The sequence below is a fragment of the Streptomyces sp. ISL-10 genome, assembly GCF_018614575.1.
Classification (GTDB): Bacteria; Actinomycetota; Actinomycetes; order Streptomycetales; family Streptomycetaceae; genus Streptomyces.
Map to the genome: position 1 here is coordinate 168004 of NZ_JAGGOJ010000018.1, position 20276 is coordinate 188279.

A 20276-nucleotide genomic window follows, 5' to 3' on the forward strand; every position below is an offset into this window, starting at 1 on the left:
TTGACTACAGTGCGGCACGTTCCGGGCGGCGCTCGGCGCGCTGGCCGTGGTGCAGCGCACCGACCCGCGTACGTGTGACCACGAGGCGGCCCTCCTGCGGGTAGGCGTGCCAGGTGCGCCAGCGCACCTGCCCCTCGCCGGGCTGGGCGAGCATCGCGGTGAAGGCGTGGGGCGAGCCGGGGAAGGTGCCCGCGAGACCATGGGGGTGGTCGGCCACCAGCGCGAGCAGCTCCTGGGCACGGCCGGCGAACGACTGACCCGACAGCGTCTCGACCCGCGCGGCGAACTCGTACTCCCAGTCGCCGAGCCGCTTGGCCACCCCGAGGGGCAGCGGCGTGCTGCTGCCCGGAATGCAGGCGACGGTCTCCGAACAGGCGCCGTGCTCCTGGTCGAGGAGCACTTGGTGGGACGCCCCCAGGAGTCTCAACTGCAGTTTGGCTCCCGACAGTTCAAGGTCGAGAACGGCGAGGGCGGGCAGCGGCCCCCGGCCGAGCGCCCAGGCGAGGTCGTCGGCACGGGTGTCGGTATAGGCGGTATCGATGGTCGTGAGCATGGGTCGGCTCCGCATACGCGCTTCGGCGGGTGGACACGTGGACCTGACGCCCCGACGACGGGGCGCACGACATGGGGGGTGGCCTGCTCGGGTCCACAGGAGGTCCGAGGGCTGGATGGATCCAACAGGTTCCATGTGGAGGGAATCACGAACTACGCGTCAACCGCAGCGTTTTTACCCAACTTGCTATGGTTTCCATCCCCTAGGGGGCCAAGCGGTTCACCTGTTCAACGAAAGGCGGGGCGCAAGGGGTACGTGCAATGCCGCCCGGTAAGAAGCACTTGCCTACGGCGGCACCAACCTGAAGGCACCCGGCGGGAGTTCACCCGCCGGGCACCTTCACCGGTCGCGGACCAGCTGCCCCGTGTCAGCTGCCTCCGCCACATCCACCGCCACCGCCACCGCCGCACGAGGACGAGCCGCCCCCGCACGACGAGGAGCTGCCGCCGTCACCGGCCGTCCACCAGCTGCCCGAACTGCCGTTGCTGCCGCCGCTCCGGTGCCGACTGCCGCTGCCGCCCTTCGCCGACCTCCTGCCGGACATCACCAGCGCGAGACCGACGATCGCCACGATGATCACTGCACCGAATACCGCCATCACTTCCACCGCCCCTTCTCCTTCCCCCGATGGGGGTACCTCCCAGGCCGAAGGCTCTGGGGGAGAGTCCCCCGCGACGCTGCGCGACCGCTTCCCCGTGGTCTTTCCTGTGGCGTTGTGACGCTCACCGTGGTCTTTCCGGTGGCGTTCATCTGCGTGACAGGGATGTGCCCCCGCCCTCACGGACCCAAAGCAGACTTGAGCAAGTCCAGAGGTTCGGCCCAGGATGGCGCCCATGACAGGACGCGAAGCGGGATCACGACCGCTGCTCAACCGCAGGCTGGCCGAGTTCGGCACGACGATCTTCGCCGAGATGTCCGCCCTGGCGGCGCGGACCGGGTCGATCAACCTGGGCCAGGGCTTCCCCGACACCGACGGTCCCGAGGAGGTCAGGGAGGCGGCGGTGCGGGCGCTGCGCGACGGGCGCGGCAACCAGTACCCGCCCGGCCCCGGCGTGCCCGAGCTTCGCACTGCGGTCGCGGAGCACCAGCTCCGCCGCTACGGCCTGGTCCACGACCCGGACACGGAGGTCCTGGTCACCGCGGGCGCGACCGAGGCGATCGCGGCCGCGCTGCTCGCCCTGGTCGAGCCGGGCGACGAGGTGATCGCCCTGGAGCCGTACTACGACTCGTACGCCGCGTGCATCGCCATGGCGGGCGGGGCAAGGGTGCCGGTGACACTGCGCCCGCACGACGGGGCCTACCGCCTCGACCTCGACGAGCTGCGCGACGCCGTCACCGTCCGCACGCGGCTCATCCTGCTCAACACCCCGCACAACCCGACCGGCACGGTCCTCGGCCGGGACGAACTCGCGGCGATCGCCGCGCTCGCCGTCGAGCGCGATCTGCTGGTGGTCACCGACGAGGTCTACGAGCACCTGGTCTTCGACGGCGAGCATGTGCCGCTCGCGTCGTTCCCAGGGATGCGTGAGCGCACGGTCACGATCTCCAGTGCGGGAAAGACATTCTCGTTCACCGGCTGGAAGGTCGGCTGGGTGACGGCGGCGCCTGAGCTGGTGAGCGCGGTCCGCTCGGCGAAGCAGTTCCTGACGTACGTGTCGGCGGGCCCCTTCCAGTACGCGGTCGCGGAGGCGCTGCGGCTTCCGGACGCGTACTTCGAGGACGTGCGCGCCGATCTGCGCGCCAAGCGGGACCTGCTGTGCGCGGGACTCGCGGCCGCCGGCTTCACGGTGTACCGCCCGGCCGGCACGTACTTCGTGACGACCGACATCCGGCCGCTGGGGGTATCGGACGGCTTCGCGTTCTGCCGGTCGCTGCCCGAGCGGTGCGGTGTGGTCGCCATCCCGAACGCGGTCTTCTACGACCACCGCGAGCAGGGTGCCCCGTTCGTGCGGTTCGCGTTCTGCAAGCGGACGGAAGTCCTCGACGACGCGGTGGCCCGGCTCAAATCCCTGGCCGCCTGAGAGCGGCCACGCAAGCGCAAGGGCCCGGCGGGAGGTCTCCCGCCGGGCCCTTGCGTGTGCGACGTGTCAGGACTCGTCGGCCGGCTTCTCGTCGGACCCGTCCTCGGCCTTCTCCAGACCGAACTGGTCCACGACGAAGCGGTCGAACTCGATCGACGCGCGCACCCAGCTGACCGTGGACGACACGAAGTGCTCCAGGCTGACGCCGGTGCCGATCAGCATCTGCGCCTCACCGATGAGGCGGAGGGACTGCTCCTTCGTCTCCTCGTCCTCGTGCAGGTGCGTATAGACCTTCGGCCACAGGGTGCGGCGGTTCCAGTCGTCGATGAGGTCGAGGAGCTTGGCCCGGTCTTCGACCTGGTGCGGACGGTCGTAGAAGGTCCGCACCGAGAAGACCTGCTGCTCGTTCTCGCCGCGGAACATGAAGTACGTGCGGAATTCCTCCCACGGCGCCGCGAGGTCGCCCTCGTCGTCGACGACGTACTTCAGCTCCATCTGCTCGAGCAGCTGCTTGACCAGGTCCTGGTCGGGAACGACGGGGCCCGCCGGTCCTGCGGCCTGGGGCTGGGGCTGGCCCCCGAAATTCGGAATCGAGGACGGATCGATGGTCACCGTGTATTTCCCTTCGTACGGATGCCGCCATCCTCTCCCATCCCCGCCCGCCCCTGGCAAGCCCCGCCGCGCCCGATCCGCTGCGAGCTGATCCGACTCGGGGATTCCCCCGAACCACCTCGCCTCGATTTCCCCCTACGGCCGGGCGGCTGTGGGAGTTTCCCCGGCGGGGCTGGATTTCGCTGCGCGCGATCAAGCCGTACGGGGCTCTCCCCGGGGAGCCCGGAAGGAGCCCCGGAACACCGCCGGAAGGGCCCCGGGCGAAGCCCAGGAGGGGCTTGACGACACCCCCGTACCCCCCGGCTTGCCCCGGTCTGGGTATGAGGGGACCCCCCCGGCTTCGCCCGCGGACCCCACTCCCACGGCCGCCCGGACAGTCCGGGGCCCGGGGGCGACGCCCCAGATCGCGATGGGCCTCCCACGACCGTCAGGGCGCCCAGGGCCTGCGGGCTAAGCCCAGGTATCGGAACGGAGGCACCCCTCACGTTCCGCCGCGGACCTCACGCCCACGGCCGCCAGGCCGTCCGCGGCCCGGGGGCGAAACCCCAGACGGGGAGGGGGTGAAGGGATACCTCCCACGGCCGCCAAAGCGTCCACGGCACCGCGGGCGAAACCCCGGATCGGGATGGCCCTCCACGGCCGCCAAGCAGTGGAGGGCCGGGGCCGACGCCCCGGACCGGGGGTACCTCCCCGGCGTCAGGCCGTCCACGGCACCTCGGGCGAAACCCCAGTCGGGAATGGCGAGGCAGGGAAAGCGCCCCGTACGGCGGGACCCGCCCCGCCCCCTACCGCGCCGCGCCCACCAGCAGGCCGTCCTCGAAACGGTCCACGCGGACCGTGTCGCCGTCCTTGATCTCGCCCGCGAGGATCTCCTTGGCGAGGCGGTCGCCGATCGCCGTCTGGACCAGCCTGCGCAGCGGCCGGGCGCCGTACGCGGGGTCGTAGCCCTCGTTCGCGAGCCATTCCAGCGCCGCCGGGGTGACGTCCAGGGTGAGCCTGCGCTCGGCGAGACGGCGGGCCAGCCGGTCGATCTGGAGCCGGGCGATGTGCGCCAGCTCGTCCTTCGACAGCGCCGAGAAGACCACCAGGTCGTCGAGGCGATTGAGGAACTCGGGCTTGAAGGTGGCCCGCACCAGCTCCAGCACCTGTTGCTTCTTCTCCTCGGCGCCGGTCAGCGGCTCGACGAGGTACTGGCTGCCCAGGTTGGACGTCAGGATCAGGATGGTGTTGCGGAAGTCCACCGTCCGGCCCTGCCCGTCGGTGAGCCGCCCGTCGTCGAGGACCTGGAGCAGGATGTCGAAGACCTCGGGGTGGGCCTTCTCCACCTCGTCCAACAGCACCACGCTGTACGGGCGGCGCCGCACGGCCTCGGTGAGCTGGCCGCCCTCCTCGTAGCCGACGTAGCCGGGGGGCGCGCCGACCAGGCGGGCGACGCTGTGCTTCTCGCCGTACTCCGACATGTCGATACGGACCATCGCCCGCTCGTCGTCGAAGAGGAAGTCGGCGAGCGCCTTCGCCAGCTCGGTCTTGCCCACACCGGTCGGGCCGAGGAAGAGGAACGAGCCCGTCGGCCGGTCCGGGTCGGCGATCCCCGCGCGTGTACGCCGTACCGCGTCGGCCACGGCCTGCACCGCCTCGCTCTGGCCGATCAGCCGCCGCCCCAGCTCCTGCTCCATGCGCAGCAGCTTCTGCGTCTCGCCCTCCAGCAGGCGGCCGGCCGGGATGCCGGTCCAGGAGCCGACCACGTCCGCGATGTCGTCGGGGCCGACCTCCTCCTTGACCATGGTGTCCTTGGACGCCTCCTCCTCGGCCTCGGACGCGGCCTCCAGATCGCGCTCCAGGGCCGGGATCTCCCCGTAGAGCAGCTTGGAGGCGGTGTCGAAGTCACCGTCGCGCTGGGCGCGCTCGGCCTGGCCGCGCAGGTCGTCCAGCCGCTCCTTGAGCTCACCGACGCGGTTGAGGCCCTGCTTCTCCTTCTCCCAGCGTGCGGTCAGCCCGCGCAGCTCCTCCTCCCGGTCCGCGAGGTCGCGGCGCAGCTTCTCCAGGCGCTGCACGGAGGCGGGGTCGGACTCGTTCTTGAGCGCGAGCTCCTCCATGCGCAACCGGTCGACGGCGCGCTGCAGTTCGTCGATCTCCACGGGCGAGGAGTCGATCTCCATCCGCAACCGGGAGGCGGCCTCGTCCACGAGGTCGATGGCCTTGTCCGGCAGGAAGCGGGAGGTGATGTACCGGTCGGAGAGAGTGGCCGCGGCGACCAGCGCGGAGTCGTTGATCTGCACCTTGTGGTGGGCCTCGTAGCGGCCCTTGAGCCCGCGCAGGATCGCGATGGTGTCCTCGACCGTCGGCTCGGCGACCAGCACCTGCTGGAAGCGCCGCTCCAGCGCCGCGTCCTTCTCGATCCGCTCGCGGTACTCGTCCAGGGTGGTGGCGCCGACCATGCGCAGCTCGCCGCGGGCCAGCATGGGCTTGAGCATGTTGCCCGCGTCCATCGACGAGTCACCGCCGGCGCCCGCGCCGACGACCGTGTGCAGCTCGTCGATGAACGTGATGATCTGCCCGTCGCTCGCCTTGATCTCGGACAGGACGGTCTTCAGCCGCTCCTCGAACTCGCCGCGGTACTTGGCGCCCGCCACCATCGCGCCGAGGTCGAGCGCGACGAGCCGCTTGTTGCGCAGCGACTCGGGCACGTCACCCTTGACGATGCGCTGGGCGAGGCCCTCGACGACGGCGGTCTTGCCGACGCCCGGCTCGCCGATGAGCACGGGGTTGTTCTTGGTGCGCCGCGAGAGCACCTGCACGACGCGGCGGATCTCCTGGTCCCGGCCGATGACCGGGTCGAGCTTGCCCTCACGGGCGGCCGCGGTGAAGTCCGTGCCGAACTTCTCCAGCGCCTTGTACTGACCCTCGGGGTCGGGTGTGGTCACCCGGCGCCCTCCTCTTGCCTTCTCGAACGCGTCCAGCAGCTTCCTGTCCGTGGCACCCTGCCCGGCCAGCACCTCACCGGCCTGCCCGCCCCTGGCGGCGATGCCGATGAGGAGGTGCTCGGTGGAGACATAGTCGTCGCCGAGCTCCTTGGCCCGCTGGGAGGCGTCGGCGATGACCGCCAGCAGCTCGCGGTTGGGCTGCGGCGGCGCGACGGTGGAGCCGGTGACGCTGGGCAGCGACGCGAGGAGGCGCTCGGCCCCGGACCGGACGGCGGCCTGGTCGGCGTCGACCGCGGCCAGCAGATCGGTGATGTTCTCGTTTTCCTGGCCCGCGAGGAGCGCGAGCAGCAGGTGCGCCGCGGTCAGATCGGCGTGCCCGTCCTGCACGGCCCGGTTGCTCGCCGCGTTGATCGCGTCACGGCTCTTGTTGGTCAGCTCGGCGTCCACGTGCCCTCTTTCCTCCTTGCTGATGGGCTCTGCCCAACACTGACTCCGTCAACCTTCACAAAGTTGAGTCTATTCCACTCATGGTGTCGACGAACAGGCCACGAAGGTAGGTTCCGCCCCATGGCCATCGATCCCCGGAACCCCGACGTCTCGTATCTCAGCTTCTGGCGCGAGTACCACATGTGCACCCTGACGACCCCGCGCCCGGACGGCACCCCGCACGTCGTCGCGGTGGGCGTGACGTACGACCCCGAGGGCGGAACGCGCGGCATGGCCCGGGTGATCACGAACAAGCACAGCCGCAAGGTCGCCAATGTCCTGGCCGCGGGCCCGGAGGGAGCACCGGCCGCGGTGTGCCAGGTGGACAAGGGCCGCTGGGCGACGCTGGAGGGCGTCGCGACGATCCGCACGGAGCCGGATGTCGTCGCCGACGCGGTGAGCCGCTACGCGGAGCGGTACGGGCGCACGCCGTCGCCCAATCCGGACCGGGTGGTCATCGAGATCGCGCTGACCCGGGCGATGGGCCGGGCCTGACGCCCGGCGCGGGCGGCCCGGCGGGTGGCCCGTGGGCGGCCCGAGCGGGACGCGGGCCCGCCGGCCCGGCCGAAACGTCTCCGGGCAGCACAACGGCGCCATCGTGTTTCAGGTCCACGATGGCGCCGCTGTGTGGGGGAAGCGCCCGAGCGATTTGAAACGACGGGGGAATCGCTCAGGCACTGCGGGGGGTGGCGGTGGTGTCTGGTTCGACGAGCTGATGATCACGCGCGTCGAGGTTGACGAAGATCATGCCGTACCGGATGGCACAGCGGACCGGCTGCGGGGCTCCGCGCGGCCGTCGAAGGCATCGGTAGGCGCGGACGTCCTCGTCCTCTTCACGGGCGACGACGATGGGCTCTCCGAACAGGGTGACCATCAACGAGTCGCCACGGTGGGGGATTGCCGTGACGAGGTCGATGAAGTGCCACCCGGAGCGATATGCCGTCGCCATCTCCCGTCGGAAGACCCTGTCGTCCGGGGGTATGGTCATGCGTCCGCCTTCGCGGGCGGGACGTCCCAGCCGCTGTCCGGCGGTCCGGTGACGGCCTGCACGTTGTCCCAACCGCTGTCCGCCGGGAAGTCGGCCGGATCGAACCCCGTGGCACCCGCGGCGCCGAACGCCACGATCGCAGAGAAGACAGCGGCAAGCACCGAGCGAAGCATTCTTTCGCGCATAGTCGGCTTCGTCCTCACTTGATGGTTTCTTCTCCCCCGCATCACAAGACGATGGCTCATTCAGGCATGTCAATGCCACAGGGGCGATGCATCATGTTCCTGTACGTACAGGACCCTGGGGGGTGGAGATTTGCCGCAGAACATTAAAAAACAGACACATCCCCATGCGGTCACCGATCTGTGCGAAGAAGGAGCACGGCTCTACGTCAGTGCTCTGAGCACCGGGCGGATCAGCAGATCCGACGCGGAAGCCGCACCCTGCCTCCTGGAATTCGCCCTGTTGCACCCTGATCCCGACGACGCGACCTGGCTCCGTCCCGTCCCCCCGTCCGTCGCGTTGGCGCAAAGGCTGCACCCCATCGAGCGGGAGATCCTGGACCGCAGGCGGCTGTCCATCGAACTGACCGACGCGTTCGAACCGTTCATGGCCATCAGCGCCCAGAACCCGGCGAGCACCCACGCCATCACCGTGCTGGAAGGCTTCGACCGGATCAACGCCGCGCTCAATCTCGCCACGGCGGAGTGCCGCACGGAAATGCTGACGATCCAGCCCGGCGGGGGGCGCAGCGCACACGTCCTGACCCAGGCTCTGGAGCGTGACCGTCCGCTGATCGACCGCGGCGTCAGCATCCGCACGCTGTACCAGCACACCGTCAGGTACAGCCAGGGCACTCTCGCCTACGTCGAGCGCATATCCGCCGGCAAGGTGGAGATCCGCACCCTCGAGGAACTCATCGAGCGTCTCATCGTGTTCGACCGCACGGTGGCGTTCATCCCCGCACGGGACGACCGCCGCGTGGCCCTGGAGTTGCGGCACCCAGGACTGGTCGAGTACCTCATCAAGGTCTTCGAGCAACTGTGGCGGCGCGCCGTGCCCTTGGTGGAGGAGGTTCCGTACGACCCGACTCCGGACGGCATCTCGGGCGTCCAGCGCTCCATCGCCAGGCTCCTGATCGAGGGCCACGTCGACGAGGCCATCGCCCGCCGCCTCGGGATGAACGTCCGCACCTGCCGCGCCCACATCGCCAAGCTCGCCGCCGCGCTCGGCAGCGGAAGCCGCGCCCAACTCGGCTTCCTCATCGCGAAGTCCGGCATCCTGGAAGCGGAGTGCCTGCGCGGCGGCGACCACGACTGACCACCCCCTCCGTACCGGACCTGTTGTCCGAGGATGCCTGCGGCAGTGCGCCGGGACCACCGTCATCTTGCTGCAGTTCAGCAACCGGAGCCCATGACGGCGCCCCGCAGTCACCTCAATCGGCCCCCGGGCCCCGGAGCGTCGAGCAGACCCGAGCGAGCGATGCGCACCCCTAACTGGACACGGTTCGTGCTGCCGAAGACCGCGGACAGTTGCGCGACATGTTTGCGGCAGGTGCGCACGCTGATGCCGAGCCGTCGCGCCACAACCTCGTCGGCGTGTCCCTCGGCGAGCAGCCGCGCGATGGCCGTCTGCCGCTCGGTCACACCTTCCGCCGTGGCAGAGGACGGTGTGGCCCCTGACGTCTGCAGGGCCTGGTGCCACAACCGCTCGAAGACGGAGACCAGATACTCGACCAGGGCCGGCTGGCGCAGTTCCAGCGCCGCCGAGAAGCCGTCCCGGTCGGCGGGGATGAAGGCCACGTCGTGGTCCATGATGAACATGCGCTGCGGCAGGTCGCTCAGACTGCGCACCTCCAGCGCGTCACCGACCTGGTGGAGGAAACCCTTCAGCGCCGGACTGTGCAGCGAGGCGCGCCCGTACAGGCTGCGCATCCGTACGCCCCTGTCCCGCAGCCGCAGGTGCTTGGGCAGTGCCTCGCGAAGGATGGCCTCGCTGCGCGCGCCGGGCTGGACGCACAGGAGTTCCGTGCGGCAGGCGTGCAGCGCCCGGTCGATCGCGGCGTTGATGCGCGGGAGACCTTCCAGCACGACGACCCCGCCAATGGAAGAGATCCGGTCACCGCGCTCCGGTGAACTGAAGCCCTCGAGTACGCGGGCGATCCTCGCCTCCCGCGCCCGCGACTCATGGATCTCCGCCTCGATGTCCCGCAGCGCCGTGTGCAGGGCCACCGACGGCGATGTGGGCACCAGCGATTCCATGTCGTCCGGGTCCGGGTGCAGCAGGCCCAGGTCGATCAGGCACGGCGCGTCCGCCACCTCCCCGCGCCGCACGCGGCCGCGGCGCAGCGCCTCCCCGTAGGCCGAGTCGCCCGCCTCACACAGCTCCGCCAGATCATGCGTGTGATGAGTCATCCCCGTCCCCCCGGCCCGCCACTTGAACCACCGCCAAAGTCCAACAGGCGATCCTACGAGCGCGGTGGCGGGTGCAGCGGTCCGAAAGACGGTGACAGCCGCGGCCGTACGAGGGGGGGTCGTACGGCCACGGCCCGCATGGAGGTCGGAGCCCATCAGGCCCGGCCGCCTCGCCGTCGACTCTCTCGCGGCCGCGGCGCAGCCACCACCGTCGTGTTGTTGCACTGCATGAAGACGCCCAACTGCCGCAGGGTGATGTCCGATCTGACGGGAACGGCCGGAAGCCACCTGATCAGATGGTCGTCGGGATCGATCCGGCCTGCCGTCGCAAGGCGCGCGAGCAGCGTGCCGGTGAGGGCCTTGGTGAACGAGCCGATCTCGACGTACGAGTCCGGGTCGTGGCCGTGCTCGGCGCGCAGGGGCCGGTGCCGGTGATCGCGCGCCCCGGCGCGGGGCGCAGCAACTGCCTCATGTGCCGGCCCACTCCCTGAGCAGCGTCTGGCGCGTCGGGGGCTTCGGCGTCGTGCCGTCGCCGTCCCTGCCCCATTCCGCGAGGGTCAGCGGGGAGGCGGTGCCGTCGACGAACCGGGCCAGCAGATCCTGGGAGAGGGCGAACTCCTCCTCGACATAGGCCCCGGCGGCGGCCGAGTGGACGCTCAACTCCTCGGCGCCTTCAGGGGTTTCGAGTCGCAGGATCATCTGCGGCGGTTCGCCGGCGCCGCCCAGCGCCGCGGTGAGCACCGTCTCCACCGCCAGCGACAACCGGCGGCGGGACGCGCTGCGCACGGGGGCGCCCTCGACGGTCGCCGCGCGCAGCTCCGCCCAGGTCCAGGTCCTGGCCCCGTCGGCTCCGTCGGCTCCGTCGGCCCAAACGGCTTCCACGCCCTGCCCGGTCAGCCGCACCCCACGGCCCTCGGTGCCGGGCGGGGCACCCACGTACACCGCATCCGCGGTGATCCAGAACAGTCCGACCATCGCCACAGTTGACTCCCCCTCATGGGTATTGCGACCCGGTGTATGACGGCCCGGGGCGGGCGGCACGGCCGCCTGCGCCCGGACGATCAGCCTGCATTCCCGGCAGAGGCCGTCCACGCCGCCGGAACGGCGGGCTGTTTCGGCCATCCGGCCCGCTGCCCCGCCAGGGATCCGACGCGCGGCCGGACCCGGTCCGCCAGCCGGATTCCCGCGGCGAGCGGCCGGCTCGGGAAGATCAGGTCGCAGGCCACCATGGTCAGCGCTCGCGAACCGAAGGACGCCGGGACTGCGCGTTCGGTTGCTTCCCCCTCGGCCTCCGGGTTGTCACCGACGAGGAGGACAATGCCACCGGAACAGCAGCATCAGGCGGGCACTCATGTCAGCTTCCTGCACCGGGCCCGGCACCTTCCTGCCGCGCCCCCTTGCCCCGCCCGGCACGCCCCCGACGGGCACAAGGGCATATGGGCGTACCGGCATACGGAGAAGGGCCGGAGAGCATGTGCTCTCCGGCCCTTCTCGCACAAGGCTTCAGGACGATCTGCCGCCCTGGTCGTGCCGCTTGGGACGCCACACCACCAGCGCGCTCGTCTGCTGCACATCCTGGTACGGCACGAGGTCACGCCGGTAGGAGGCGTGCACCTGCGCCTCACGCTGCTGCATCGCCGCCGCCGCGCCCTCCACGGCCGCCGACAGCTCGGCGACCCGGGCCTGGAGCGCCGCGACCTGGTTCTCCAGTTCGATGATGCGCTTGATCCCGGCGAGGTTGATGCCCTCGTCCTGCGACAACTGCTGGACGGTACGCAGCAGTTCGATGTCGCGGGCCGAGTAGCGCCGGCCCCGTCCGGCCGTGCGGTCGGGCGAGACGAGTCCCAGGCGGTCGTACTGCCGCAGGGTCTGCGGGTGCAGGCCCGACAGCTGAGCGGCCACCGAGATGACGTACACAGGCGACTCGTCGGTCAGTTCATAGGGGCTGCGACTGCGTCCCGGACGGCCCTCCATGTCATGCTCCCTTCGCGGCCTGGAACAGCTCGGCCCGCGGGTCCTCGTCCGCGGTGGCTTCGCGGTATGCCTCCAGCGCTTCCTTCGCCTTGTCGCTGAGCTCGGGCGGCACGGCCACCTCGATGGTGACCAGCAGGTCCCCGCGGGTGCCGTCCTTGCGGACCGCGCCCTTGCCGCGGGCACGCATCGTCCGGCCGTTCGGCGTGCCTGCGGGCAGCTTCAGCGTGACCGCGGGCCCACCGAGGGTGGGCACCTTCACCTCGCCGCCGAGGGCCGCCTCCGCGTAGGTGACGGGCACGGTGACGGTGAGGTTGTCGTCCTTGCGGCCGAAGACCGGGTGCGCGTCGACATGGACGACGACATACAGGTCACCGGCCGGTCCGCCGCGCTCGCCCGGCGCGCCCTTGCCGCGCAGCCGGATGCGCTGGCCGTCGGACACGCCGGCCGGGATGCGCACCTGCATGGTGCGCGAGGAGCGGGCACGCCCGCTGCCCTTGCACACCTCGCAGGGCGTCTCGGCGATCAGGCCGCGGCCCTTGCAGTCCACGCACGGGTCGGTCAGCGAGAACGACCCGCTCCCGCCGCGCGAGACCTGGCCGGTGCCGACGCAGGTCGGGCACACGCGGGGCGTGCCGTTCTTGTCGCCGGTGCCCGAACAGGCCTTGCAGGGCGCCTGGCTGGACATCCGCAGCGGGACCGTGGCCCCGTCGACGGCCTCGGTGAAGCTGAGCGTCACCTCGGACTCGATGTCCTGGCCGCGGCGCGGCTGGGTGCGGGTGCCCGGGCCGGCGCCTCGGTTGAACAGGCCGCCGAACACGTCCCCGAGGCCGCCGCCGAAACCGCCGGCACCGCCCTGGCCCCCGCCCGGGGCACCTCCGAAGAGGTCGCCCAGGTCGAAGTTGAAGGTGCCGCCGGCGCCGGGACCTGGCCGGAAGCCGCCGTTGCCGAACAGCGCGCGGGCCTCGTCGTACTCCTTGCGCCGCTTGGGGTCACCGAGGATGTCGTTGGCCTCGGAGATCTCCTTGAAGCGCTCCTCGGCCTTGACGTCCCCCTTGTTGGCGTCCGGGTGGTTCTCGCGGGCGAGCTTCCGGTACGCCTTCTTGATCTCGGCCTCGGTGGCGTCCTTGGGGACGCCGAGAACCTTGTAGTAGTCCTTCTCGACGAAGTCCTTCGTGCTCATCGACGTCCCTCCTCTCGGACGATCATCGCGCTAGCCCTCGTCGGGGCCACCGCTCTCCTCGTCGGCCGGCTTCTCTTCCTTGGCCGCCGTCGGCGCCGCGCCCGGCTGGGGCTCGGCCACCGCGACCCGTGCGGGGCGGATCGTGCGCTCGCCGATGCGGTACCCCGGCTGGAGCACCGCGACGCACGTCGTCTCGGTGACATCCGGCGCGTACGAGTGCATCAGGGCCTCGTGCACGGTCGGGTCGAAGGGCTCGCCCTCCTTGCCGAACTGCTGCAGACCCATCTTGGCCGCGGCCGTCTCCAGGGACTCGGCGACGGATTTGAACCCGCCCACCAGCTCCCCGTGTTCCCGCGCACGGCCGATGTCGTCGAGCACGGGCAGCAGCTCGGTCAGGAGCGTCGCCGTGGCGATCTCCTTGACCGTGACCCTGTCGCGCTCCACGCGGCGGCGGTAGTTCTGGTACTCGGCCTGGAGCCGCTGGAGGTCTGCCGTGCGCTCGTTGAGCGCCGTACGGACCTGGTCCAGCTGTGCCGTCAGACCGGCGATCTTCGCTGCGTCCCCTGCCGGTGCCGCCGGGCCCTCCTTCTCGGAGGACTCGGCGGACTCGGCGGCGTCCTCAGGGGCGGCGCCGGAGGGGACGTCGGGCTTCTTGTCGAAGCCCGGAGTCTCCTCCGTCACGCGGCACCACCCTTGACGTCCTTCTCGTCGTCCACGATCTCGGCGTCGACGACGTCGTCGTCGGCCTTGGCCTCACCGGCGGCGTCGGCGCCCGCGGCCGCGCCCTCGGGGGCGGCGTTCGCGTACAGCGCCTGGCCGAGCTTCTGGCTGACCGCGGCGACCTTCTCGGTCGCGGTGCGGATCTCGGCCGTGTCGTCGCCCTTGAGCTTCTCCTTCAGCTCGGCGAGGGCGGTCTCGACCTCGGTCTTGACGTCACCGGGGACCTTGTCCTCGTTGTCCTTGAGGAACTTCTCGGTCTGGTAGACGAGCTGCTCGCCCTGGTTACGGGTCTCGGCGGCCTCGCGGCGACGGTGGTCCTCGTCCGCGTACTTCTCGGCCTCCTGGCGCATGCGGTCGACCTCGTCCTTCGGCAGCGAGGAGCCGCCGGTGACGGTCATCTTCTGCTCCTTGCCCGTGCCCAGGTCCTTCGCGGTCACGTGCATGATGCCGTTGGCGTCGATGTCGAAGGCGACCTCGATCTGCGGGACCCCGCGGGGGGCCGGGGGCAGACCGGTCAGCTCGAACATCCCGAGCTTCTTGTTGTACGCCGCGATCTCGCGCTCGCCCTGGTAGACCTGGATCTGCACGGACGGCTGGTTGTCCTCGGCCGTGGTGAAGATCTCGGACCGCTTGGTCGGGATCGTGGTGTTGCGCTCGATCAGCTTGGTCATGATGCCGCCCTTGGTCTCGATGCCCAGGGACAGCGGGGTCACGTCGAGGAGCAGGACGTCCTTGACCTCACCCTTGAGGACACCGGCCTGCAGCGCGGCGCCGATGGCGACGACCTCGTCCGGGTTGACGCCCTTGTTGGCGTCCTGCCCGCCGGTGAGCTCCTTGACGAGCTCGGCGACGGCGGGCATACGGGTCGAGCCGCCGACCAGGACCACGTGGTCGATCTCGGACAGCTGAATGCCGGCGTCCTTGATGACGTTGTGGAACGGGGTCTTGCAGCGGTCGAGCAGGTCCGCGGTGAGCTGCTGGAACTGGGAGCGCGTGAGCTTCTCGTCCAGGTGCAGCGGGCCCTCGGCGGAGGCCGTGATGTACGGCAGGTTGATCGTCGTCTCGGTCGAGGACGACAGCTCGATCTTCGCCTTCTCCGCGGCCTCGCGGAGACGCTGGAGAGCCATCTTGTCCTTGGACAGGTCGACGCCGTGGCCGCCCGCGAACTGCTTCACCAGGTAGTCGACGACGCGCTGGTCCCAGTCGTCACCACCGAGGTGGTTGTCACCGTTGGTGGCCTTCACCTCGACGACGCCGTCGCCGATCTCGAGCAGCGAGACGTCGAAGGTGCCGCCACCGAGGTCGAAGACCAGGATCGTCTGGTCGTCCTTGTCCAGGCCGTAGGCCAGGGCGGCCGCGGTGGGCTCGTTGACGATGCGCAGGACGTTCAGACCCGCGATCTCACCGGCCTCCTTGGTGGCCTGGCGCTCGGAGTCGTTGAAGTACGCCGGGACGGTGATGACCGCGTCCGTGACCTTCTCGCCCAGGTACGACTCCGCGTCGCGCTTGAGCTTCTGCAGGATGAACGCGCTCATCTGCTGCGGGTTGAAGTTCTTCCCGTCGAGCTCGATCTTCCAGTCCGTGCCCATGTGGCGCTTGACGGACCGGATGGTCCTGTCGACGTTGGTGACCGCCTGACGCTTGGCGACCTCGCCGACCAGCACTTCACCGTTCTTCGCGAAGGCGACGACGGACGGCGTGGTCCTGGCACCCTCGGCGTTGGTGATGACGGTGGGCTCGCCGCCCTCCAGAACGCTGACGACGGAGTTAGTCGTGCCCAGGTCGATGCCGACCGCACGTGCCATTTCGATTCCTCCAGCTGACTTGAGTAGAACTGGCTCAAGGATGCCCCACCGGTGCCCCTCGCGTCAACAGACCTGAGTCAGGGCGACTCAACTTTTATCCAGCCCTTACGTGCACCCTGACGGGTCCGGCGCAGCGCGCACACCGTTCTCCCGCATGCCTCCCGCGTGCAGCGGCACCCGCCGATCCGCGCGCGTGGCGCACGGTTCCGTTCGCACCCGTCTGCGAAAGTCATAGCCGTAAAAAACGGTCAAGAACCATCATTCGCGACGAAGGGTGAACCGCTCATGTCGGCGAAGCGAGCCGTCGATCTCGCAGGCAGCCTCTTCCTGCTGCTGACACTGTCCCCGGTCCTGCTGGCCGCCGCGATCGCCGTCTCCGTGACCTCACCGGGCCCGACCCTGCACCGCGCGCGGCGTACGGGCCTGGGCGGGCGCACCTTCGAGAGGTTCACGTTCCGCACGATGCGCGCCGGTCAGGTCACACCGGTGGGCCGGGCGCTGCGCCGCCACTTCCTGGACGGCCTTCCCCAACTGGTCAACGTGGTGCGCGGGGAGATGTCGCTCGTCGGCCCGCGCCCGCTCCCCGTGGAGCCGGCTCCGGCCGGGCCGGAGCGGGCTCGTCTCGCCGTACGGCCAGGGATCACGGGCCTGTGGCAGATCAGCGGCCGGTCCGAGCTGCCCTGGGAGGAAATGACGGTCCTCGACCTGCATTATGTGGAACAGCACTGGCTTGGACTCGACCTGATGATCCTGGCCAGAACCGTTCCCGCCGCGGTCGCCGGGCGCCCTCCGGTCAGGGTTGCCTGAGCGACACAGATCACCGCCCACGCAGCTACAGTGCGGCGGAATAAGTGGGTACGCTCAGCACGGACTGAATAAGTTACCGCTTAGTAGTAGTGCCTAAGCCCTCCCACCCTCGCAGGCCCGAGGAGCCTCCATGCAACTCGCCGCGATCATTGTGTCGCTGACCCTGACCGTGGTCGGCGTTGCGCTGCTCGCCCGCGCCATCGGCCAGTTCGTCCGCTACTTCAAGCTGGGCCAGCCGGTGCCCGCAGGCACCCGGACCGATAACCCCTACCAGCGCAGCGTCACCCTGGTCAGGGAGTTCCTCGGCCACACGCGGATGAACCGGTGGGGCATCGTCGGAATCGCCCACTGGTTCGTGGCGGTCGGCTTCCTGACGCTGCCGCCGACGATCGTCACCGCGTACGGCCAGCTGTTCCAGGCCGATTGGACGCTGCCGGTGATCGGCGGCTTCCTGCCGTACGAGCTCTACATCGAGTTCATCGGCGCGATGACCACCCTCGGCATCGCCACGCTGATCGTCATCCGCCTGCTGAACCTGCCCTCGCGCCCCGGCCGCAAGTCCCGGTTCGCCGGCTCGAAGATGGGCCAGGCGTACTTCGTCGAGTACGTCATCCTCACCATCGGCCTCGCCATCTACGTACTGCGCGGCCTCGAGGGCGCCCTGCACCACGTCGACCACTACGAGGCCGCGTACTTCGCCTCGTACCCGTTGGTCCTGGCCCTCAAGGGCCTGAGCGTGGGCGCGGTGCAGAACCTGGTCTACCTCTTCGCCATGATCAAGCTGAGCACCACCATGATCTGGATGATCACGGTCTCGCTCAACATCAACATGGGTGTGGCCTGGCACCGCTTCCTGGCGTTCCCCAACATCTGGTTCAAGCGCAACGCCGACGGCTCGACCGCCCTCGGCGCGCTCCAGCCGATGACGTCCGGCGGCAAGGAGATCGACTTCGAGGACCCGGGCGAGGACGACGTCTACGGCGTCTCCCAGGTCGAGCAGTTCTCCTGGAAGGGCATCCTCGACTTCTCCACCTGCACCGAGTGCGGCCGCTGCCAGTCGCAGTGCCCCGCCTGGAACACGGGCAAGCCGCTCTCCCCGAAGCTGCTGATCATGTCGCTGCGCGACCACGCGCACGCCAAGGCGCCGTACCTGCTCGCGGGTGGCGGCAAGACGATGGAGGGCGACGAGAAGGCCTCCGAGGAGGCCCTGAAGGACGTCCCCGCCTCAGCCCTCGCCGAGGCCGAGCGCCCGCTGATCGGCACGCTCGAGGAGAACGGCGTCATCGACCCGGACGTGCTGTGGTCCTGCACCACGTGCGGCGCCTGCGTCGAGCAGTGCCCGGTCGACATCGAGCACATCGACCACATCGTCGACATGCGCCGCTACCAGGTCATGATCGAGTCCTCGTTCCCGTCCGAGGCGGGCACGATGCTCAAGAACCTGGAGAAGAAGGGCAACCCCTGGGGTCTTGCCAAGAAGCAGCGCGTCGAGTGGACCAAGGAGGTCGACTTCGAGGTCCCGATCGTCGGCAAGGACGTCGAGGACCTCAGCGAGGTCGACTACCTCTACTGGGTCGGCTGCGCCGGCGCCCTGGAGGACCGCGCCAAGAAGACCACCAAGGCCTTCGCGGAACTGCTGCACATGGCGGGCGTCAAGTTCGCGATCATGGGCGGCGACGAGAAGTGCACCGGTGACTCGCCCCGCCGCCTTGGCAACGAGCCCCTGTTCCAGCAGCTCGGCCAGGAGAACGTGGCCATGCTGAACATGGCCTTCGGCGAGGACGACGAGGACGAGTCGACGAAGAAGCCGAAGTCGGCGAAGAAGATCGTCGCGACCTGCCCGCACTGCTTCAACACGATCGCGAACGAGTACCCGCAGCTGGGCGGCGAGTTCGAGGTCATCCACCACACGCAGCTGCTGCAGCACCTCATCGACGAGGGCAAGCTCGTCCCGGTCACCCCGGTCGACGGCCTGATCACCTACCACGACCCGTGTTACCTGGGCCGCCACAACAAGGTCTACACGCCCCCGCGCGAGATCATGTCGGCCGTCCCGGGCCTGCGCCAGCAGGAGATGCACCGCCACAAGGAACGCGGCTTCTGCTGCGGCGCCGGCGGTGCGCGCATGTGGATGGAGGAGCGCATCGGCAAGCGCATCAACACCGAGCGCGTCGACGAGGCACTGTCCCTCAACCCGGACATCGTCTCCACGGCCTGCCCGTTCTGCCTCGTGATGCTCACGGACTCCGTGAACGGCAAGAAGAACGACGGCAAGGCCAAGGAGTCGCTCCAGGTCGTCGACGTCGCGCAGCTGCTGCTCGACTCGGTGAAGACCCCGCCGACCGACCCGGAGCCGTCCGCGGAAGCGGCGGACGCGCCGGAACCGGAGCCGGTGAAGTAACCGTCTTCCCGCATGAACGGAGCGCGGCCGGACCTGCCTCGGGGGCAGGACCGGCCGCTTCTGTCTTTCTCCGGCTCTCTCCGGCCGGAGAGAGGGGCGCAGAGGGGCCCCGGTCGGCCGAGGCAGACCCTCGACGTGCCCCCGCCCCTGCTCCCGGCGTTCCATGCCTTCACTCCCCGCCGCCTCCTCACCCCTTCCACCTGTCCTGACCTCGGCGGAGGCATACTGCGGCCAACCCCCGGGGTTCCCCTAGGGGATGTCACAGCTCGGCAGCAAAGGCCCCCCGGTTCCCGGTCCGCCGTCACCCCGCGTGCGCGGACCGGGTACGTTCGATGACGTGGCTGGATTCAGGATCGGACGCGGCCGGGACAACCGCACCCCGCAACAACAGCAGGCGCCCCAGGCGCCGCCGCCCTACCCGGGCGGCGGCCGTGCCGCGCCCCCGTACGGGCAGCAGCCCCCGCAGTGGCCCCGGACGAGCGGCGGCCCTCAGGGGTATCAGCAGCAGCACCAAGGGGCGTACGACGAGCCGGAGTACTTCGGCGACCCGTACCACCAGGCTCCGCCCGCCCCCGACCCGTACGCGGCCAACAACCCCGGCCACACGCAGGCGTTCAGCGTCAACGACGACGACATATACGGCGACGGCGCCACCTACCGCGCCGGCACGGCCCCGGCCGCGCCCGTCGGCCCGAGGCTGCACTGGAAGCAGCTGCTGAGCGGCATCGTGCTGCGCCCCGGCCCGACGTTCCTCCAGATGCGCGACTACCCGGTGTGGGGCCCGGCGCTGGTCGTCACGTTCCTCTACGGCCTGCTCGCGATCTTCGGCTTCGACGAGCCGCGCGACGACGCGATCAACGCGACGCTCTCCAACGCGATCCCGTCCGTGCTGATCACCGGCGTCGCGTTCGTGCTCAGCGGCCTGATCCTGGGCGCGGTCACGCACACGCTCGCCCGCCAGCTCGGCGGCGACGGCGCGTGGCAGCCGACGGTCGGCCTCTCCATGCTGATCATGTCCGTCACGGACGCACCGCGCCTGATCTTCGCCGTCTTCCTGGGCGGCGAGAACTCCCTCGTACAGGTCCTGGGCTGGCTGACCTGGCTCGCGGCGGCGGCGCTGTTCACCTCGATGGTGAGCAAGTCCCACGACCTGCCGTGGCCGAAGGCCCTGGGCGCGTCGGCGATCCAGCTGATCGCGCTGCTGTCGATCATCAAGCTGGGCACGATCTGATCCGGGCATCGAAAAGGCCCCACCGGAGAGATCTTGGGTTCCAGCGGTCGTCGCAACACCGGAGTTCAGGGATTGCGATGGACTTCGAGATCCGCAAGGACCGGAAGCCTCAGGGAGCGAGGAAGCTGACCGCAGAGCGCGCGGCATACTTCCAGCTCGT

At 69.8% G+C, this 20276-nt stretch carries 19 protein-coding genes; 6 read left to right on the forward strand and 13 right to left on the reverse strand.

Annotated features, from left to right (window positions below):
* Nucleotides 1–4: 4 nt before the first annotated feature.
* Both J7E88_RS22930 and J7E88_RS22935 read right to left on the reverse strand, forming a co-directional pair.
* Entirely contained in the window at nucleotides 5–553 is a 549-nt protein-coding gene (locus J7E88_RS22930) for a DUF2617 family protein (RefSeq protein ID WP_215184022.1), read from the reverse strand.
* Nucleotides 554–920: 367 nt separating this feature from the next.
* Nucleotides 921–1160: a hypothetical protein gene (locus tag J7E88_RS22935; RefSeq protein ID WP_215184024.1), complete on the reverse strand. Its 240-nt coding sequence runs from the start codon at nucleotides 1158–1160 to the stop codon at nucleotides 921–923.
* 226 nt (nucleotides 1161–1386) lie between these two features.
* Here J7E88_RS22935 and J7E88_RS22940 point away from each other — a divergent pair, with 226 nt between their 5' ends.
* Nucleotides 1387–2574: a pyridoxal phosphate-dependent aminotransferase gene (locus J7E88_RS22940; RefSeq protein ID WP_374196309.1), complete on the forward strand. Its 1188-nt coding sequence runs from the start codon at nucleotides 1387–1389 to the stop codon at nucleotides 2572–2574.
* Nucleotides 2575–2640: 66 nt separating this feature from the next.
* On the opposite strand, the gene J7E88_RS22945 is transcribed toward J7E88_RS22940, so the two are convergent.
* Nucleotides 2641–3186 (reverse strand): YbjN domain-containing protein, encoded by a 546-nt coding sequence (locus J7E88_RS22945; protein WP_215184028.1) that lies wholly within the window; start codon nucleotides 3184–3186, stop codon nucleotides 2641–2643.
* Between the two features lie 785 nt (nucleotides 3187–3971).
* Complete coding sequence (clpB, locus tag J7E88_RS22950) at nucleotides 3972–6557, reverse strand: ATP-dependent chaperone ClpB (protein WP_215184030.1); 2586 nt, start codon at nucleotides 6555–6557, stop codon at nucleotides 3972–3974.
* A 120-nt stretch (nucleotides 6558–6677) separates the two neighbouring features.
* On the opposite strand from clpB, the gene J7E88_RS22955 reads away from it, so the two are divergent.
* A complete protein-coding gene (locus J7E88_RS22955) occupies nucleotides 6678–7091 on the forward strand; it encodes a pyridoxamine 5'-phosphate oxidase family protein (protein ID WP_215184032.1) in 414 nt (137 codons plus the stop codon).
* Nucleotides 7092–7266: 175 nt separating this feature from the next.
* On the opposite strand, the gene J7E88_RS22960 is transcribed toward J7E88_RS22955, so the two are convergent.
* Nucleotides 7267–7584, reverse strand: a complete 318-nt coding sequence (locus J7E88_RS22960) for a (2Fe-2S)-binding protein (RefSeq protein ID WP_177149720.1) — start codon at nucleotides 7582–7584, stop codon at nucleotides 7267–7269.
* The gene (locus tag J7E88_RS22965; RefSeq protein WP_215184034.1) at nucleotides 7581–7745 is read right to left on the reverse strand and encodes a hypothetical protein; all 165 of its coding nucleotides are present in this window, start codon (nucleotides 7743–7745) and stop codon (nucleotides 7581–7583) included. Before J7E88_RS22965 ends, J7E88_RS22960 begins: the two co-directional genes overlap by 4 nt.
* Nucleotides 7746–7899: 154 nt before the next feature.
* Here J7E88_RS22965 and J7E88_RS22970 point away from each other — a divergent pair, with 154 nt between their 5' ends.
* Nucleotides 7900–8904, forward strand: a complete 1005-nt coding sequence (locus J7E88_RS22970) for a helix-turn-helix transcriptional regulator (RefSeq protein ID WP_215184036.1) — start codon at nucleotides 7900–7902, stop codon at nucleotides 8902–8904.
* A 110-nt stretch (nucleotides 8905–9014) separates the two neighbouring features.
* Here J7E88_RS22970 and J7E88_RS22975 read toward each other — a convergent pair whose 3' ends face one another.
* The 7 genes from J7E88_RS22975 to dnaK form a co-directional block, all read right to left on the reverse strand.
* Nucleotides 9015–9998, reverse strand: coding sequence for a helix-turn-helix transcriptional regulator (locus J7E88_RS22975; protein ID WP_215184038.1), 984 nt, complete (start codon nucleotides 9996–9998; stop codon nucleotides 9015–9017).
* Nucleotides 9999–10153: 155 nt separating this feature from the next.
* Entirely contained in the window at nucleotides 10154–10417 is a 264-nt protein-coding gene (locus J7E88_RS22980) for a serine hydrolase (RefSeq protein ID WP_215184139.1), read from the reverse strand.
* A gap of 49 nt (nucleotides 10418–10466) precedes the next feature.
* Nucleotides 10467–10979 (reverse strand): hypothetical protein, encoded by a 513-nt coding sequence (locus J7E88_RS22985; protein ID WP_215184040.1) that lies wholly within the window; start codon nucleotides 10977–10979, stop codon nucleotides 10467–10469.
* A 522-nt stretch (nucleotides 10980–11501) separates the two neighbouring features.
* A complete protein-coding gene (locus tag J7E88_RS22990) occupies nucleotides 11502–11972 on the reverse strand; it encodes a heat shock protein transcriptional repressor HspR (RefSeq protein ID WP_215184042.1) in 471 nt (156 codons plus the stop codon).
* Between the two features lies 1 nt (nucleotide 11973).
* On the reverse strand, nucleotides 11974–13152 hold the full coding sequence (gene dnaJ, locus J7E88_RS22995) for a molecular chaperone DnaJ (protein ID WP_215184044.1): 1179 nt from the start codon (nucleotides 13150–13152) through the stop codon (nucleotides 11974–11976).
* Between the two features lie 30 nt (nucleotides 13153–13182).
* The gene (gene grpE, locus J7E88_RS23000; RefSeq protein WP_215184046.1) at nucleotides 13183–13833 is read right to left on the reverse strand and encodes a nucleotide exchange factor GrpE; all 651 of its coding nucleotides are present in this window, start codon (nucleotides 13831–13833) and stop codon (nucleotides 13183–13185) included.
* Entirely contained in the window at nucleotides 13830–15677 is a 1848-nt protein-coding gene (gene dnaK / locus J7E88_RS23005) for a molecular chaperone DnaK (RefSeq protein WP_215184048.1), read from the reverse strand. Before dnaK ends, grpE begins: the two co-directional genes overlap by 4 nt.
* 285 nt (nucleotides 15678–15962) lie before the next feature.
* On the opposite strand from dnaK, the gene J7E88_RS23010 reads away from it, so the two are divergent.
* The 3 genes from J7E88_RS23010 to J7E88_RS23020 all read left to right on the forward strand — a co-directional run bounded on the left by J7E88_RS23010 (nucleotide 15963) and on the right by J7E88_RS23020 (nucleotide 20116).
* A complete protein-coding gene (locus J7E88_RS23010; RefSeq protein ID WP_215184050.1) occupies nucleotides 15963–16484 on the forward strand; it encodes a sugar transferase in 522 nt (173 codons plus the stop codon).
* A 130-nt stretch (nucleotides 16485–16614) separates the two neighbouring features.
* Nucleotides 16615–18885 (forward strand): (Fe-S)-binding protein, encoded by a 2271-nt coding sequence (locus J7E88_RS23015; protein WP_215184052.1) that lies wholly within the window; start codon nucleotides 16615–16617, stop codon nucleotides 18883–18885.
* Between the two features lie 337 nt (nucleotides 18886–19222).
* Complete coding sequence (locus J7E88_RS23020; protein ID WP_215184054.1) at nucleotides 19223–20116, forward strand: Yip1 family protein; 894 nt, start codon at nucleotides 19223–19225, stop codon at nucleotides 20114–20116.
* Nucleotides 20117–20276 lie beyond the last annotated feature (160 nt).